Below are 16,741 nucleotides of genomic sequence, written 5' to 3'. Positions count from 1 at the left end.
CAGTTAGCAGTTAGCAGTTAGCAGTTAGCAGTTAGCAGTTAGCAAAACTAAAAAATCCAGCTGACGCTGGATTTTTATATTTATGAGATTCCTCCTGTAGCAGGAATAATAATTATTTAGCTATATTAACTGCTCTTGTCTCTCTAATAACAGTTACTTTAACCTGACCTGGATAAGTCATGTCTGTCTGTACTTTTTGAGATATACTAAATGATAAATCGGCTGCTTTTTGGTCGTCTACTTTTTCACTTTCAACAATAACACGTAGTTCTCTACCCGCTTGAATAGCATATGCTTTTTTAACGCCTGTAAATCCAAAAGCAATATCTTCTAAGTCTTTTAAACGTTGAATATAACTATCTAAAACTTGACGACGAGCTCCTGGACGTGCACCAGAAATAGCATCACAAACTTGAATAACTGGAGAAATTAAAAATTTCATTTCAACTTCATCATGGTGAGCTCCAATAGCATTACATACTTCATCTTTTTCACCGTATTTCTCAGCCCACTGCATTCCTAAAATAGCGTGAGGTGTTTCCATATCGGCTTCCGCATCTGGTACTTTTCCTATATCATGTAACAAACCAGCTCGTTTTGCTAATTTTGGATTTAAACCTAATTCGGCTGCCATAACGCCACAAAGTTTAGCTACTTCACGTGAGTGTTGTAATAAGTTTTGTCCGTAAGAAGAACGATACTTCATGCGGCCAACCATCTTTATAAGTTCGGGATGTAAATTATGAATTCCTAAATCTATAACGGTACGTTTACCTACTTCAATAATCTCCTGCTCTATTTGTTTTTGAGTCTTTTTAACAACCTCTTCAATTCTCGCAGGGTGAATTCTACCATCAGTTACTAATTTGTGTAATGACAAACGAGCAATTTCTCTACGCACAGAATCAAAACACGACAAGATAATAGCTTCTGGTGTATCATCAACAATAATCTCAACACCGGTAGCCGCTTCAATAGCACGAATATTTCGTCCTTCACGACCTATAATACGACCTTTTACATCATCCGATTCAATATTAAAAACAGATACACAGTTATCTACCGCTTCTTCTGTTCCTATACGCTGAATCGTATTAATAATAATTTTCTTAGCATCTTGTTCTGCTGTTAATTTAGCTTCTTCTGCAGCACTTTGAATAAATGCCATCGCATCATTTTTAGCTTCACCTTTTAAAGATTCTACTAATTGTTCTTTGGCTTCTTCTGCAGAAAGACTTGAAATAACCTCTAACTGTTGCACTTGATTTTTATGAAGCTTATCTATCTCTTCTTGCTTCTTTTCAAGGACATCAATTCTATGATCATAGTCCTTAATTTTACTATCTAAACTTTGATTGAGTCTCGTTGTTTTTGAAAGTTCACTAGAAACTTGTGATTCTTTATCACGAGTACGCTTTTCGGCTTCAGCCATTTTTTTATCACGAGAAAGAATCACTTTTTCGTGTTCCGATTTAAGTTCTAAAAACTTTTCTTTAGCCTGAAGTATCTTATCTTTTTTAATTGATTCACCTTCGCTATTAGCTTCTTTAAGTACTAAAGCTGCATTTTTTTTTGCTTCTTTTACAAGTTTTGAAGCATTATTCTTTTCAAGTGTTTTAGCTATAATAAAGCCAATAATTAATCCTAAAATGACACCGCCTACTGCAAATATAATTGAGTTATCCATCGAGTTTTGTTGATTTGTATATATAAAAAAGCCTACACCAGTATAAAGTTTTGTATAAACTCCTTAAAAACAAGTTTAGGGCTAACAAGCTGATCAAGGATCTGCTCAAGGCAGCCTGCTTTTACAACTTAAACTCACCCTTTTTAAAGAATTAACGTTGAGTTTATCAAAAAAAATAACCAATGTAGGCAGTAACTTTTAGTTTATTTTAAAGAACGTATTAAGAGACTAAATAAGAATGTAACAAATCATTTAAAGCATTTAGCTTTTCTTCAACATGCTCATTTACATTTTCTTTATCTATAGACTTCTGCTCTACTTGAGATGCAAATTGTAAAGCACACATGGCTAATACATCTTGTTTATCTCGAACAGAATAACTTTGCTCAAATTGTTTAATCATAACTTCAATGTTTTTGGCCGCTTTACGGAGTCCTTCTTCTTGACTCGCTTCAATAGTTAATGGATATACCCTATTACCTATAGACAACTTTATTTTAAGCTTTTCTGACATTGAATTTTTGTTGCCTTATTCAGAAAGTTGACCAATACAATGATCTATATCTCTAATTAATGCATTTATTTTAAGCTTAGTATCTCTTTTATTATCGTCACTACCCAGTATTGAATTTGCAATTTTTAGAGCTTCATACTTTTCTTCCCAAGTTGCTATATGCGATTTTTGGTTCTGAATTTCTTTCTTTGAAACTTCTAATTCTTCACTTAATTTAAGATTAGCTTGCTTTAAAAGCTCTAGTTTGTGTAATACTTTGCTAATTTTGTTTTCTAATGAATCTACAATATCTTCAATATTACTCATTTACAAATTTCAATACTTATCTCACAAAGTTAACATACCTAAAGATAAATTACAATTGTTTTTTCATAAAATTTCAAATTAAAGTATTATTCCTCATACTCAATACAATGGCTTGATTTTTGTTTTATTCTTTGCGTTCTCATATCAAATTAATATTTTAGCACTTATACTTACTTATGCGATTAATCCTTTTTGTTCTTTTTATTTCCTCATCACTTTTAGGTGCTCAAAATAATTATCCACAAGATTACTTTAGCAGCCCATTAGAGGTTCCGCTTATACTTTCTGGTACATTTGCTGAATTACGCTCTAACCATTTTCATTCTGGATTAGATATAAAAACACAACAACGCGTTGGTTTAAAAGTGAAAGCTATTGCAAATGGCTATGTTAGCCGAATAAAAATATCTCATTTTGGCTATGGAAAAGCATTATATATAACCCATCCTAATGGTTACACAAGTGTTTACGGTCATTTACAAAAATTTTCTCCTGAAATTGAAGCTTATATTAAAAAGCATCAATATGAAAAAGAATCCTATCAAATAGAATTATTTCCTTCTTCAGCAACATTACCTATTACAAAAGACAGCTTAATTGCGTATAGCGGAAACTCTGGAGGATCTGGCGGACCACATTTACACTTTGAGATTAGAGACAAGGCTGAACGCCCTATGAATCCCATGCTATTTGGAATTAACGTAGAAGATAATATAGCTCCAATTATTAAATCTATTTATGCTTACCCTATTGATGCCAATTCTTTTGTAAACAAATCGAACACCAAACAAAAACTAAACTTAATTCCTATTGAAAATGGTAATTATGTAATTAAAAACATGGAAGCTTATGGGCATATTGGATTTGGAGTTGAAACAAACGACAGGCAAGACCTAGCGGCAAATTCTAATGGTGTTTATAATATTCAAACCTTAGTAAATGGAAACAAAAATTTTGAGATAGATTTTAAAAGATTTTCTTTTGATGAAACAAAACATATTAATCAATTAATTGATTACGAAATTTACACCACTAAAAAACAACGTATCCAAAAATTATTTAAAAAGAATAATCCGTTAAGCCTACTTAAGCCTGTTTTAAATAATGGGTTCTTAAATATTGAAGACAGTACTTATTCCGTTTATAAAATTAGAGTAGCCGATTATAAAAACAATGAATCTTGGGTTACCATTAATATAAAAGGCACAAAAAATAGCATTATTGAAACTATAGAACATAAAGAAACAACGCCATATTTTATAAAAACGGACCAAACCGTTAACTTAAAAAAAGAAAATATTGCTGTCAATTTTTATAAAGACACTTTTTATGATGATTTCTATTTAGATTTTGAAGTAAAAAATGACACCTTAACACTTCATAAAAACACCATAGCAGCTAAAAAAAGTTTTAATATAGCTTTTGATATTAGTAAATATAATGATGAAGACAAGCAAAAATTATATATCGCTCGTTTAATAGGCTATAATAAATACCCTATCTATTCTAATACAAAAAGAAAAGGAAATCTTTTAACAACTAACACAAAAATACTTGGAACATACACACTCGCTACTGATAATATAAAACCAACTATTTTGCCTATTAATTTTAAGAATGGCCAATGGCTTAGTAAGTATCGCTATTTAAAAATTAAAATTGACGATAAAGATTCGGGGATTTCTAATTACAGGGCTACTGTTAATGGAAAATGGATTTTAATGGAATATGATTACAAAACAAAAACACTGACTCACGATTTTAATGATGGCCTTATAACCGACACCAAGAATAATTTAAAGGTAATTGTTACTGATAATGTTGGAAATAATTCTACTTTTGAAACGTTATTTTACAGAAAATAAAGCACAAACCATTTGAAAACAAAATTCTCACTTTTCACTGTATTATTTTTATCAATATTTTATATAGGTTATTCTCAAACTGGTACCATCCAGGGTATTATTTTAGATGCCGATAACTTCCCGATTTCTAATATAAATATAAAAGCTGGAGCTGATGGCACAAAAACCAATAGCAATGGATTTTACATTATTACTATTCCGGCAAATCAGGATATCACCGTTGAATTCACGCATATATCATTTAAAAAAATTATAAGCACTTTTCATTTAAAAAATGGGGAAACCATAGAGTTCAACCCAGTAATGAGTACATCTATTGAGCAAATAGCAACCGTAATTGTAAATAGCAACCGAAGAAAAGATGTTGAAGGCGTTATTACATTAAAGCCTGAAACCATAAGAAAAATACCTGGCGCTAACGCAGGTGTTGAAAACTTATTATTAACACTTCCCGGAGTTAGTAACAATAATGAGTTAAGTACACAATACAATGTTCGTGGGGGAAATTATGATGAAAATCTAGTGTATGTAAACGATATAGAAGTGTATCGTCCGTTTTTAGTGCGTTCGGGTCAGCAAGAAGGATTGAGTTTTGTAAATACAAATTTGGTTCAAAACGTCGACTTTTCAGCAGGTGGATTTCAAGCTAAATATGGCGATAAGTTATCTTCGGTTTTAGATATCACTTATAAAACACCTTATAAGTTTGAAGTCAATGCCGATTTAAGTTTATTAGGAGGTAGTCTTTCTGTAGAAAACATAAGTAAAGATTCAAAATTTTCAGGAATCGTTGGTGTTCGTTACCGAGATAATAGCCTACTGGTTAATGCTAAAGAAACAGAAACCAATTTCACCCCATCGTTTGCTGATGCTCAAGGGTATTTCACGTATAAATTTTCAAATAAATTTCATTTAAGTTTTTTAGGAAATGCGTCCTTCAATAAATATAATTACCAGCCACAAACAAGACAAACCAATTTTGGAACACTTAGCGAACCTATTGCACTGCTTATTTTTTACGAAGGACAAGAAAAAGACCAATACCAAACTTTATTTGGAGCTTTTAAAGGCTCCTATTTTGCTAATGACAATTTATCGCTTGATTTAATTACATCAACATATCACACTACAGAAGAAGAGTATTTTGATATTTTAGCTCAATACAGACTTGGAGAAGTAAACACTAATATTGGTGAAGAAAATTTAGGTGAAGTTGAATTTAGTGAAGGCGTTGGCAGCCAATTAAATCATGGACGTAACGACTTAGATGCACTTATAACTAATATTGAGCACAAAGGCCATTTAAAAATTGATGATAACCGTATTGAATGGTCTGTAAAATATACTAATGAAGATATTCGCGACCGCTTAGTTGAATGGGAAGTTATTGATTCGGCTGGATTTTCAATCAGACCACCAAAAACAGTCCTTACAAACGAGCAGCCGTACACACCATATAGCGGTCCTTTAGAAGCGTTTAATAATGTTCGTACAACAAACAATACCCAAATAAACCGATTACAAGCTTACGCGCAATGGAGTAAACGATCAACTTTAGGCACAAGTGATGTTTGGTATAATGCAGGTGTTAGAGTACACAATTGGTCTGTTACCGGCGATGGCATTGCGTCATCAAACCAAACTGTTTTTAGTCCGCGTGCACAATTCACAATAAAACCTTATTGGGAAAAAGATATGCTGTTTCGAATTTCAACAGGCTTATACTATCAACCTCCTTTTTACAGAGAATTACGTGATGCTAATGGTATAGTACAACCCAATGTCAAAGCTCAAAAATCGTTTCATATTGTATTAGGAAACGATTACAGTTTTAAAATGTGGGATAGACCATTTAAGCTAACAACCGAACTTTATTATAAAGGTTTAACTGATGTAAATCCATATACACTTGAAAATGTTCGTATTCGGTACAGTGCCAATAATAATGCAGAAGCTCGTGCCTATGGCTTAGATATGAGATTGAATGGCGAATTTGTTCCAGGCACAGAATCCTGGTTTAGTTTTGGGTATTTAAAAAATGAAGAAAATATTGACAACAGAGGTTATATCGCTAGACCAACAGATCAACGTTTAAAGTTTGCGGCCTTATTTCAAGATTATGTACCTAGTGTTCCAAACATGAAAATGTATTTGAATTTGGTTTATAACACAGGGCTACCTGGAGGCTCTCCTAGCTATGTGGACCCTTACGACTATCAAAACAGATTACCAGACTACAAAAGAGCCGATTTAGGGTTACAGTTTGTAATTGTAGATGATAAAAAACAATTTAAAAGCGGTTGGAAAAAACCATTTAAAGCACTATCCTTTGGATTTGAAATATTCAATATGTTTGATGCACAAAACTCCATTACCAACACTTGGGTTAGAGATGTTTATAGCAAACGTCAATACGCCATACCCAATTATTTAACGCCTCGTGTTTTTAATATAAGAACGACTATGAAGTTTTAATTATTAAATAAATTCCTTTAATACTCTTATAACATAATCAACTTCTTCTTTAGTATTATAAATACTAAATGAAAACCTGACAGATGGTTTTTCTAAATCTTCATCCGTTAAGATTTCAGCTAATACATGCGAGTTTTGAGAGCTCCCGCTTTGACAAGCACTTCCTTTTGAACATGCTATTCCTTTCAAATCTAATTGAAATAATAACATTGCAGATTTCTTAGGAGGCACAGGCAAACAAATATTTACCAAGGCATAACTACTCTTTTCTAAATCGTCCGATTGCCCATTAAATGTTGCTTCAGGAATATGTTTAGTTACAGAATCTATAAAATATTGTTTTATGCTTTTTACGTACGCCTCTTCTTCTTCAAAATTATTATTGGCAATTTTCAAAGCAATTTCAAGTCCAACTATATTATGCACACTTTCTGTACCAGCACGAAGTCCACGCTCCTGCTCGCCTCCAAAAATTAAAGGTTTTAAACCTGTGTTTTTTCTAACAAAAGCAAAACCAACGCCTTTTGGCCCATGAAATTTATGTGCTGATGCTGCTAAAAAATCAACTTGCACCTCTTGTAAATCTATTTTATAATGCCCAACAGACTGCACTGCATCGCTATGAAATAAAGCATTATTCGCTTGACACAAATCACCAACACGTTTTATATCTAATACATTTCCTATTTCATTATTTATATGCATTAAGCTAACCAATGTTTTCTCTTCTTTTTGCAACAAAGTCTCCAAATGCAAATAATCTACATCACCTTTTTTATCTAAATTTACATAGCTAACATCTATATCATATTCCTTCTGCAATTGATCGACAGTATGTAGAACAGCATGATGCTCGATTTTTGAAATTATAATGTGTTGAACACCCAAATCTCTAACAGCACTATTTAATATTAAATTATCAGCTTCTGTACCACCTCCAGTAAAAAATATTTCACCTGCCGAAACATTTAAACAACTCGCAATAAGCTTTCTTGATTTTTCAATTAGAACTTTTGACGACCTACCAAAACTATGTGAAGAAGAAGCATTACCATAGTAATTTTTCATAACTTCTGTCATAGCAGTAATCACCTCATCTCGTATCTGAGTAGTAGCAGCATTATCAAAATACACTTGATTCATCTCTTTGTTTTAAAGCACAAAAATACTTGAAATAAAATTATTATTAATATAGTACGTTATAAATAACAATTCCTTTATTTTTGCCTAAAACCCGAATACAAATGCGTAAGTTATTTTATATCCTTCTTCCTTTAAGTTTATTAAGTTTTTACACTTGTGATGATGGCGATATTATTACAGTTGAATTTGATTTTGACAAAACCTTAGAGTTATGTCGAGAAGGAAATATTGACAAATTTGTTAATGGAGATAACTATGTTTTATATGATACACACAAAGACCCATATGAATCGCTTATTCTATTATTTCCATTTGCAAATAATAGTGACATATTTAATCCAACAGTAGCTAATACTGAAAAAACACTTGTAGTAAATGGTTCTAGTATTGTTTTTAACTACAGAACTTATGACGGAGATCCTAGCGATTTAATTTGCCAGGACATTCCAGGTTCAGAAACTAATATTACAAATGATTATAATGCCGCTTCTGGTGCTAAAGTTAATTTTTTATCAACTTTTACTGATGATGATGGTGATGGTGTTTCTAGTGAACTAGAAAATCAAGACCCTAATGGTGATGGTGATTTTTCAGATGCGCAAGATACTGATGGTGATGGCATTCCTGATTATCTTGATGAAGATGATGATAACGACAATGTAAAAACATCTTTAGAAAAACCAGATGAAAATGGTGATGGTAATATTGATGACGCCTTAGATACTGATGGTGATGGTATCCCTAATTATTTAGATGTTGACGATGATGGAGATGGTGTAAATACCATAAATGAAGATGAAAATGGAGATTCCAATCTACTTAACGATACTGATGAAACTTTACCAGTTCAAATTGCTAGATATTTAGATAAAGACGCTAAAGATTCATTTCCTAGTGGATCGCTACTTTCTAACTCCTACAAAAGAACGATAACAGTTTCTATAACGTTATTAGATTTTGATCTAGGCACTATACAAAGCGATTTTCTTGATTTTGGTACATACTCTAGAACTATTACCAAATAGTATTCTCAATTAAACATTTTGGTAAACATAAACTTCGGTAGCTCCTAAACCATATTTTTGGTAGTTGGCATCATAAAATTTTATGTTATTATAACGTCCAAACAAATATTCTAACTCAATTTTAAGAACACCTTCACCTACGCCGTGAATAAAAACAATTTTCTGAATACGTTTAGATATTGCCCAATCTAGCTTGTGTCTTGCTGTATCTAATTGAAGGGTTAACATATCATGATTAGACATGCCTCTTGATGATTTTACCAACTGATTAATATGTAAATCTACTTCCATAGTAGGTTCAAACCTATCTTTAGCTTTTATACGTTTTTGTTGCTTTCTAGTTGGCTGCTCTTTTTCTGAAATAGCAGTATTAGATATCCTCGCTTTCTTCAAAATACTTTTTGAAGTATCCTTTATAAGTTCATCACTTTTAAAATCCAACAAGAAACCATCTTCAGTTTCTATAGAAATAGAAGTTCCAACAATGTTCTTAACCACACCAGACATGTTCTCATCTAAAACCATCACATGATCTCCTATTTTAAAAACCATAACTAATTATTTTTACCATCATCAACAGCATCTTCATCTTCATCATTTTTACTTGGAATCGTTTTTGACAATCTATAAACACCAATCATAAGCAAAACAATACCACCTATTAAAACATACTGATTTTGTTCTAAACCACTTTTACCATACATGGCTACAAATGCCCCAATAATTATTAATAAATAGTTTAAATATTTCATGAGTTATATTTATAATTTAGACTGCTAAATTAAACTAAATAAATCAAAATAAACTAACTGTAAATTAAAGAAGGGTATGGTTTAAAATAAAAAACCAATAGTAGGTTTTGACTTATGTTTATTTTTTAAATTTGTTGAAACTAATAACTATTACAATTGCAATCTCCAGAAGAATACATGCTACCTTGCTTAAATAAAAAATTTTTTGGAATAGAATGCATGGGGTGTGGCATGCAACGATCTGGACTTTTAGTGATTAAAGGCGAGTTTGTTGACGCATTTTATATGTACCCTGCTATTTATACTTTAATACTTCTATTTGGATTTATTGCCCTAAATACTTTTAAAAATTATAAATATGGTCATAAAACAATTCTTATTTTGGCGGTATTAAATGCTGTTATAATAATAGGGAGTTTTATAATAAAAACATTTTTAATCAATTAATAACACAAATATGTAACAACAAAAATTACCTAATGCAACACTTATTTTAGTTTTCGGAATATTATCAATAGTTACTTGTTGTTGCTATGGTATTATAGGGTTGGCACTTGGTATAGTAGCTATCGTTTTAGCTAAAAAAAGCGACACAAATTTATGCTGAAAACCCAGAATTATATACTGGAATCCAAAATGTAAAAACAGGTAAAATATTAGCTATAATTGGCATTGTTTTAAGTCTATTATACATCATATTTGTTATTGCAATGATTGCGATGTTTGGATTTGAAGCATTACAAGACCAAGAATTGTTGCAAGAAAGAATGAGAGAATTTATTGGACAATAATCCGATTTTCGATTACTTATAAATAAACAAAGCGACCAAGTGGTCGCTTTGTTATTCTATACTAAGAAAACATTCTACTCTTCAAATTGTTTCAATGTATTTATAATAATACTAACACAATCTAATAATTGTTTTTTAGTCATTACTAAAGGTGGTGCAAATCGAATAATATTACCATGCGTTGGTTTCGCTAACAAACCATTATCTCGCAAGGCTAAACATATATTCCAAGCCGTATCACTATCTTCTGAATCATTAATAACAATAGCATTAAGCAACCCTTTGCCTCTAACTAATTTAGCAATATTACTTGTTTCTATATAACTATTTAATTCACTTCTGAATAACTCACCAAGTAACTCGGCGTTTTCTGCTAACTTCTCATCTCTTACAACTTCTAAAGCCGCAATAGCAACAGCTGCAGCAACAGGATTACCACCAAAAGTACTACCATGATTTCCTGGTTTAATAACTTGCATAACGTTATTATTTGCTAAAACAGCACTTACAGGATAGACTCCTCCACTTATGGCTTTACCAAGTATTAAAATATCTGGTTTTACATTTTCATGATCTACCGCTAATAACTTTCCTGTTCTAGCAATACCAGTCTGTACCTCATCTGCAATAAACAACACATTAAATTGTTCGCAAAGTGCTTTGGCTTTTACTAAATAATTTTCACTTGGCACATAAACACCCGCTTCCCCTTGTATAGGCTCTACTAAAAATCCTGATACATTTGGATTGCTTTCTAAAGCTTCTTTTAAAGCTTCTAAATCATTGTATTCAATTTTAATAAATCCGCTAGTAAATGGGCCGAAATTTTTACGAGCCACAGGATCATTACTAAAAGAAATAATGGTTGTTGTTCGTCCGTGAAAATTGTTTTCACAAACAATAATTTCAGCTTTATTTTCATCAATACCTTTTACTTCATAAGCCCATTTTCTACAAAGTTTCAAAGCGGTTTCTACAGCCTCTGCCCCTGTATTCATAGGTAACAACTTATCAAATCCAAAAAACTCGCAAGCAAATTTCTCGTATTTACCAAGTATATCATTATAAAAAGCTCTAGAGGTTAATGTTAATGTTTGTGCTTGTTCCACCATAGCATTAACAATTTTTGGATGACAATGCCCTTGATTTACAGCAGAATAAGCCGATAAAAAATCATAATATTGCTTACCATCTACATCCCAAACATACACACCTTCTCCCCGGTTTAAAACCACTGGAAGTGGATGATAGTTATGAGCTCCATACTTGTTTTCTAATTCAATTAATTGCTGAGAATCTAATTTTTCTAAAACAGCCATTTTTATTTATTTTTAATTAATAAAATAACCATTCCTTCTGTACCTTTATTCTTCCGAAGATCCGAAAAAGCAGCGTGGGAGAGAAATCATCCCTAGGGCTTGCAAGTTAACAAATATTAGTTGCTTCAAAAAATATTTAAACAAGCTATTGCTTTTAAAAAATTGAATCAAAAATTCATAAATCATATTCGATAATCGTAATTCCTTTCATTACTTTTGCAGCATGTCTAGAAGAAAAGCAAGAAAACAAGTTTTTGAAAACGTAGAAGTCATTGATGCAGGAGCTAAAGGAAAAACCATAGCCAAAGCACCAGACGGAAAAGTAATTTTTTTACCAAACGCTGTACCTGGTGATATAGTCGATGTACAGACTTTTAAAAAGCGAAAAGCCTATTACGAAGGAAAGGCAACAGTTTTTCATACACTTTCTGATAAAAGAACGCAACCTGCTTGCGAGCATTTTGGAGTTTGTGGTGGTTGCAAATGGCAAGATATGGCATACGAACATCAGCTATTTTACAAACAAAAAGAAGTTACTAATAACTTAACCCGCATTGGACACATAGAACTTCCTGAAGTAACACCTATTTTAGGTTCTGCTAATCAATATTTCTACAGAAATAAAATGGAATTTTCATTTAGCGATAGCCGTTGGTTAACCTTAGAAGAAATTCAATCTGATGACGATTTAGGAGATAGAAATGCTTTAGGTTTTCATATTCCTGGTATGTGGGATAAAATTTTAGACTTAAATAAATGCCACTTACAAGCAGATCCATCAAACGCGATAAGAAATGCTGTAAAACAATTTGCTATTGAAAATGAATTAGAATTTTTCAATACGCGAAATCAAACTGGGTTATTACGTACCATGATGATTCGCACCTCAAGTACAGGCGATATTATGGTGATGCTTCAGTTTTTTAAAGAGGATCAAACCAAGCGTGAATTGCTATTAGATTTTATTGCTGAAACTTTTCCTGTAATAACATCGTTACAATATGTCATTAACGGAAAAGCAAACGATACCATTTACGATCAAGAAGTTATTTGCTATAAAGGAAACGACCACATATTTGAAGAAATGGAAGGCTTAAAATTTAAAATTAATGCCAAATCATTTTATCAAACAAACTCCGATCAAGCTTTTGAGTTATATAAAATAACGCGTGATTTTGCAGGTTTAACAGGAAACGAACTCGTTTACGATTTATATACAGGTACTGGAACCATTGCACAATTTGTTGCAAAACAAGCTAGTAAAGTTATTGGTGTTGAAGCTGTACCAGATGCTATCATAGCTGCCAAAGAAAATGCACAATTAAACAACATTAATAACGTTGAATTCTTTGTTGGCGATATGAAAAATGTATTTAATGCCGATTTTATAAACACACACGGAGAGCCCGATGTTATTATTACCGACCCTCCACGTGATGGCATGCATAAAGATGTGGTGCAACAAATATTAAATATAGCCCCTAAAAAAGTGGTTTACGTAAGTTGTAACAGCGCAACGCAAGCCAGAGATTTAGCTTTAATGGATACGCAATATAAAGTAGCAAAAACCCAAGCTGTCGATATGTTTCCGCAAACATTCCATGTGGAAAATGTTGTACTTTTGGAAAAACGATAAAAATTTTAATGAAAAAAATAAGCCTACTTGTCATCATTATAATAACAACAATCGCCTATATAAGTTGCGAACGTGATGATATTTGTCCGGAAAACACACCAACAACACCTAATTTAATTGTTAATATTTATAATGCTGAAAATATAGAAAACAAAAAAAATGCGACCAACTTACTCATAATTGGAGTTAATAACGAGGAAGCCTTAGGCATATATACATCTACAAATAATATTGTATTGCCTCTAAATACGAATGAAGATACTACGCAATACATACTTCATAACAACTATAAAGTAAATAATAATGGCACACCAGATGATCCTAGCGACGATTATGCTGAAGGCAATCAAGATATCATAACTATAAATTATACCAGAGAAGACGTATATGTATCTCGTGCTTGTGGTTACAAAACCGTTTTTAAAAATGTAACATTTAATATTGAACCAGATACCGATAACTGGATAGAATCAAGTCAACCCACAAACGATAACCAATCTGTAGAAGATGAAGAAGAAGCACATTATATCATATTTTATTAGTAGCCTTGTACTTCTACTTCTTTTTTGCGCTTCTGCAACCGCACAAAATGATAGTATAGCTAGTACAGAAACGGATTCTATTATAATTAAAGAAAAATACGGACTTCGGGTTGGAGCAGATATTAGCAAATTAGTACGCACTTTTGTAGATGATGACTATACTGGTTTTGAGATTGCTGCAGATTACAGATTAAAAAAGCGTTTATACATTGCTGGTGAAATTGGTACCGAAGAAAAAAATACCATAACCGATTATCTAGATATTACTACTAAAGGAAGCTATATTAAAGCAGGTATTGACTATAATATGTATGTAAACTGGTTAGACATGGATAATATGATATATACTGGGTTTCGAGCAGGAGCGAGCTCCTTTAGTCAAGACCTTAACAGCTATAATATTTATAATACCAACCAATATTGGGAACCTCAGTTCACTTCAAGTGATTTAATTGAGTTTAACGATTTAACAGCTGTTTGGGTAGAACTTATACTAGGTATGAAAGCTGAATTATTCAATAATTTATATCTCGGACTTAATGTACAACTCAAAGTTTTAGCTAGCGAAACAGAACCAGAAAACTTTCAAAATGTATATATTCCTGGATTTAACAAAACGTTTGACAGCAGTGGTATAGGCGTTGGTTACAGCTATACCCTTTCGTATCGCATTCCGCTTTACAAAAAAGATAAATAATCTTTTCATCATCTAAATAAAGTTAGTAAAAACAAACACTAATCACTTTTTTAAGCATTATTGACGGTTTTTACCATCAATAACAATTCTTTCATATTTCGATTCAAAATATTTTTAGTAAATTGCATAAGTAAATACTAACATTAAAAGTATTTAAACATGTTAATTATGGTAAATACTAACATTAATTGGGTTTCAATGAGTGATAAATCCATCATTGAGACTATAGGAAACTATATTAAGCAACAGCGCTTAAATCAAAATAAAACCCAGGCACAAATAGCAGAACATGCGGGCGTTAACCGCTGGACTATTAGTCAAATTGAAAACGGAGAAGCTATCTCATTAACTTCGCTGATACAAATACTTCGCGCACTCGATTTACTTCATGTTTTCGATACCTTCAAAATAGAAACTCAAATAAGTCCGTTAGAGCTGGCTAAACTCGAAAAACAAAAACGGCAACGTGCCAGAAGTAAGGACAAAAACAATCAAACCGAACCAGAATGGTAAACACTAAAACTGCCTTTGTTAAAATATGGAATCAAATAGTTGGTGCTGTTTCCTGGGATGAAACCACAGGTATTGCCAGTTTTGAATACGAACCCAAATTTAAAGCAACAAATATCGATTTAGCGCCTATTAAAATGCCCATTCACTCTGGAACACAAATATTTTCATTTCCCGAATTACGCATGTTAAGGAATGGTGGTTATGATACGTTTAAAGGCTTACCAGGATTATTAGCCGATGTGTTACCAGATAAATATGGAAATCAACTTATAAATAGCTGGTTAGCACAACAAGGACGTCCAGAAAACAGCATGAACCCTATTGAACAACTATGCTTTATAGGTACCCGCGGCATGGGAGCTTTAGAATTTGAACCCACACAGTTAAAACCCAATAAACGAACCTTTAAAGTAGAAATACACAGTTTGGTTGAAATCGCGCAACGCATGCTTAGTAAACGTGAAGGATTTGAAACCAATATAAATAAAGACGAACAGCAAGCCATGTTAGATATTCTAAAAATAGGAACCTCTGCAGGTGGTGCTCGACCAAAAGCCATTATTGCTTATAATAAAAAAACAGGACAAGTACGATCTGGACAAACAAACGCACCTAAAGGTTTTGAACATTGGCTTATAAAATTAGACGGTGTAAGTGATGCACAATTTGGAAAAAGTAAAGGCTACGGCAGAATAGAAATGGCGTATTATAATATGGCAAAAGACTGCGGTATTGATATGATGGACTCTATTTTACTAGAAGAAAAAGGTCGCGCACACTTTATGACCAAACGTTTTGACAGAGAAGCAAACGATACAAAACACCACATACAAACTTTTTGTGCCATCCAGCATTTCGATTTTAACGACATGCAAAGCTTTAGTTACGAGCAACTCTTTCAAACCATGAGAATATTAAAACTCCCCTATCCGCAGGCCGAGCAAATGTTTCGAAGAATGGCTTTTAACGTTATTGCAAAGAATTGTGACGACCACACCAAAAATTTCGCTTTCAGACTAAAACAAGGTCAACCTTGGGAGCTTGCTCCCGCTTACGATATTTGCTATGCATACAGACCAGATAGCTTTTGGGTAAGTCAGCACGCTTTAAGCATCAATGGTAAACGAAAAGATTTTACACGTCACGATTTATTATCGGTAGCCAAAAGCATGAATATTAAAAAAGCAGACAACATTATTACTGAAATAAATCAAGTCGTCTCTAATTGGAACGCTTACGCGGAAGACGTTAATGCAAAACCTGAATTACGAGATAATATTGCAAATAATTTGCTGTTGCTGTAAAATACATATCAATGCGAGAAATGAGGCATGAATGATGAAGCAATCTTATGGTGCCGTCTCAAAACCTTATTTACAACAAAAATATTAACAATAAGCTATTAACAATAAGCGTACATACTTACTGATAATATTATAAGAAAAAACTACCTTAGCATATCGTTTAATTTATACA

At 32.5% G+C, this 16,741-nt stretch carries 16 protein-coding genes, 1 other RNA gene and 1 pseudogene; 10 read left to right on the top strand and 8 right to left on the bottom strand.

Features of this window, described 5'->3' with window-relative positions; all coding sequences use genetic code 11:
- Positions 1-112: 112 nt before the first annotated feature.
- From rny to RHP49_14245, 4 genes are all read right to left on the bottom strand, one after another.
- Positions 113-1,687, bottom strand: coding sequence for a ribonuclease Y (rny, locus tag RHP49_14260; protein ID WNH12048.1), 1,575 nt, complete (start codon positions 1,685-1,687; stop codon positions 113-115).
- Between the two features lie 56 nt (positions 1,688-1,743).
- A non-coding RNA gene (gene ssrS, locus RHP49_14255) (6S RNA) lies at positions 1,744-1,850 on the bottom strand.
- Between the two features lie 57 nt (positions 1,851-1,907).
- On the bottom strand, positions 1,908-2,201 hold the full coding sequence (locus tag RHP49_14250; protein ID WNH12047.1) for a cell division protein ZapA: 294 nt from the start codon (positions 2,199-2,201) through the stop codon (positions 1,908-1,910).
- Positions 2,202-2,216: 15 nt separating this feature from the next.
- Positions 2,217-2,507: a hypothetical protein gene (locus tag RHP49_14245; protein WNH12046.1), complete on the bottom strand. Its 291-nt coding sequence runs from the start codon at positions 2,505-2,507 to the stop codon at positions 2,217-2,219.
- Between the two features lie 176 nt (positions 2,508-2,683).
- Here RHP49_14245 and RHP49_14240 point away from each other — a divergent pair, with 176 nt between their 5' ends.
- Both RHP49_14240 and RHP49_14235 read left to right on the top strand, forming a co-directional pair.
- Positions 2,684-4,372 (top strand): M23 family metallopeptidase, encoded by a 1,689-nt coding sequence (locus tag RHP49_14240; GenBank protein WNH12045.1) that lies wholly within the window; start codon positions 2,684-2,686, stop codon positions 4,370-4,372.
- Positions 4,373-4,384: 12 nt separating this feature from the next.
- Positions 4,385-6,847 carry a TonB-dependent receptor plug domain-containing protein gene (locus RHP49_14235; protein WNH12044.1) on the top strand — a complete coding sequence of 821 codons (2,463 nt, stop codon included), beginning with the start codon at positions 4,385-4,387 and terminating at the stop codon, positions 6,845-6,847.
- A 3-nt stretch (positions 6,848-6,850) separates the two neighbouring features.
- Here RHP49_14235 and RHP49_14230 read toward each other — a convergent pair whose 3' ends face one another.
- On the bottom strand, positions 6,851-7,990 hold the full coding sequence (locus tag RHP49_14230; protein WNH12043.1) for a cysteine desulfurase family protein: 1,140 nt from the start codon (positions 7,988-7,990) through the stop codon (positions 6,851-6,853).
- A gap of 101 nt (positions 7,991-8,091) precedes the next feature.
- On the opposite strand from RHP49_14230, the gene RHP49_14225 reads away from it, so the two are divergent.
- On the top strand, positions 8,092-9,015 hold the full coding sequence (locus RHP49_14225) for a hypothetical protein (GenBank protein WNH12042.1): 924 nt from the start codon (positions 8,092-8,094) through the stop codon (positions 9,013-9,015).
- Between the two features lie 9 nt (positions 9,016-9,024).
- Here the strand turns inward: RHP49_14225 and RHP49_14220 are convergent, their stop codons facing one another.
- Complete coding sequence (locus tag RHP49_14220) at positions 9,025-9,567, bottom strand: DNA mismatch repair protein MutS (protein WNH12041.1); 543 nt, start codon at positions 9,565-9,567, stop codon at positions 9,025-9,027.
- A 2-nt stretch (positions 9,568-9,569) separates the two neighbouring features.
- Positions 9,570-9,767 carry a hypothetical protein gene (locus tag RHP49_14215; GenBank protein WNH12040.1) on the bottom strand — a complete coding sequence of 66 codons (198 nt, stop codon included), beginning with the start codon at positions 9,765-9,767 and terminating at the stop codon, positions 9,570-9,572.
- A gap of 156 nt (positions 9,768-9,923) precedes the next feature.
- Here RHP49_14215 and RHP49_14210 point away from each other — a divergent pair, with 156 nt between their 5' ends.
- Together RHP49_14210 and RHP49_14205 are read left to right on the top strand one after the other, a co-directional pair.
- On the top strand, positions 9,924-10,214 hold the full coding sequence (locus tag RHP49_14210; protein WNH12039.1) for a DUF2752 domain-containing protein: 291 nt from the start codon (positions 9,924-9,926) through the stop codon (positions 10,212-10,214).
- Between the two features lie 43 nt (positions 10,215-10,257).
- A pseudogene (locus RHP49_14205) lies at positions 10,258-10,558 on the top strand (CCC motif membrane protein).
- A gap of 74 nt (positions 10,559-10,632) precedes the next feature.
- Here RHP49_14205 and rocD read toward each other — a convergent pair.
- Positions 10,633-11,877: an ornithine--oxo-acid transaminase gene (gene rocD / locus RHP49_14200; GenBank protein WNH12038.1), complete on the bottom strand. Its 1,245-nt coding sequence runs from the start codon at positions 11,875-11,877 to the stop codon at positions 10,633-10,635.
- 223 nt (positions 11,878-12,100) lie between these two features.
- Here rocD and rlmD point away from each other — a divergent pair, with 223 nt between their 5' ends.
- From rlmD to RHP49_14175, 5 genes are all read left to right on the top strand, one after another.
- On the top strand, positions 12,101-13,513 hold the full coding sequence (gene rlmD / locus RHP49_14195) for a 23S rRNA (uracil(1939)-C(5))-methyltransferase RlmD (GenBank protein ID WNH12037.1): 1,413 nt from the start codon (positions 12,101-12,103) through the stop codon (positions 13,511-13,513).
- Between the two features lie 8 nt (positions 13,514-13,521).
- Positions 13,522-14,055 carry a DUF6452 family protein gene (locus RHP49_14190; protein WNH12036.1) on the top strand — a complete coding sequence of 178 codons (534 nt, stop codon included), beginning with the start codon at positions 13,522-13,524 and terminating at the stop codon, positions 14,053-14,055.
- Positions 14,021-14,752, top strand: coding sequence for a DUF6048 family protein (locus tag RHP49_14185; protein WNH12035.1), 732 nt, complete (start codon positions 14,021-14,023; stop codon positions 14,750-14,752). Before RHP49_14190 ends, RHP49_14185 begins: the two co-directional genes overlap by 35 nt.
- Positions 14,753-14,920: 168 nt before the next feature.
- Positions 14,921-15,265 (top strand): helix-turn-helix transcriptional regulator, encoded by a 345-nt coding sequence (locus RHP49_14180; protein ID WNH12034.1) that lies wholly within the window; start codon positions 14,921-14,923, stop codon positions 15,263-15,265.
- Positions 15,259-16,569, top strand: coding sequence for a type II toxin-antitoxin system HipA family toxin (locus RHP49_14175; GenBank protein ID WNH12033.1), 1,311 nt, complete (start codon positions 15,259-15,261; stop codon positions 16,567-16,569). Before RHP49_14180 ends, RHP49_14175 begins: the two co-directional genes overlap by 7 nt.
- The last annotated feature ends 172 nt before the right edge of the window (positions 16,570-16,741 follow it).

This window comes from Flavobacteriaceae bacterium HL-DH10, from assembly GCA_031826515.1.
Lineage (GTDB): Bacteria > Bacteroidota > Bacteroidia > Flavobacteriales > Flavobacteriaceae > Thalassobellus > Thalassobellus suaedae.
The sequence above is the reverse complement of the archived record's forward strand: the minus strand, read 5'-3'. Positions and strand labels throughout refer to the sequence as shown.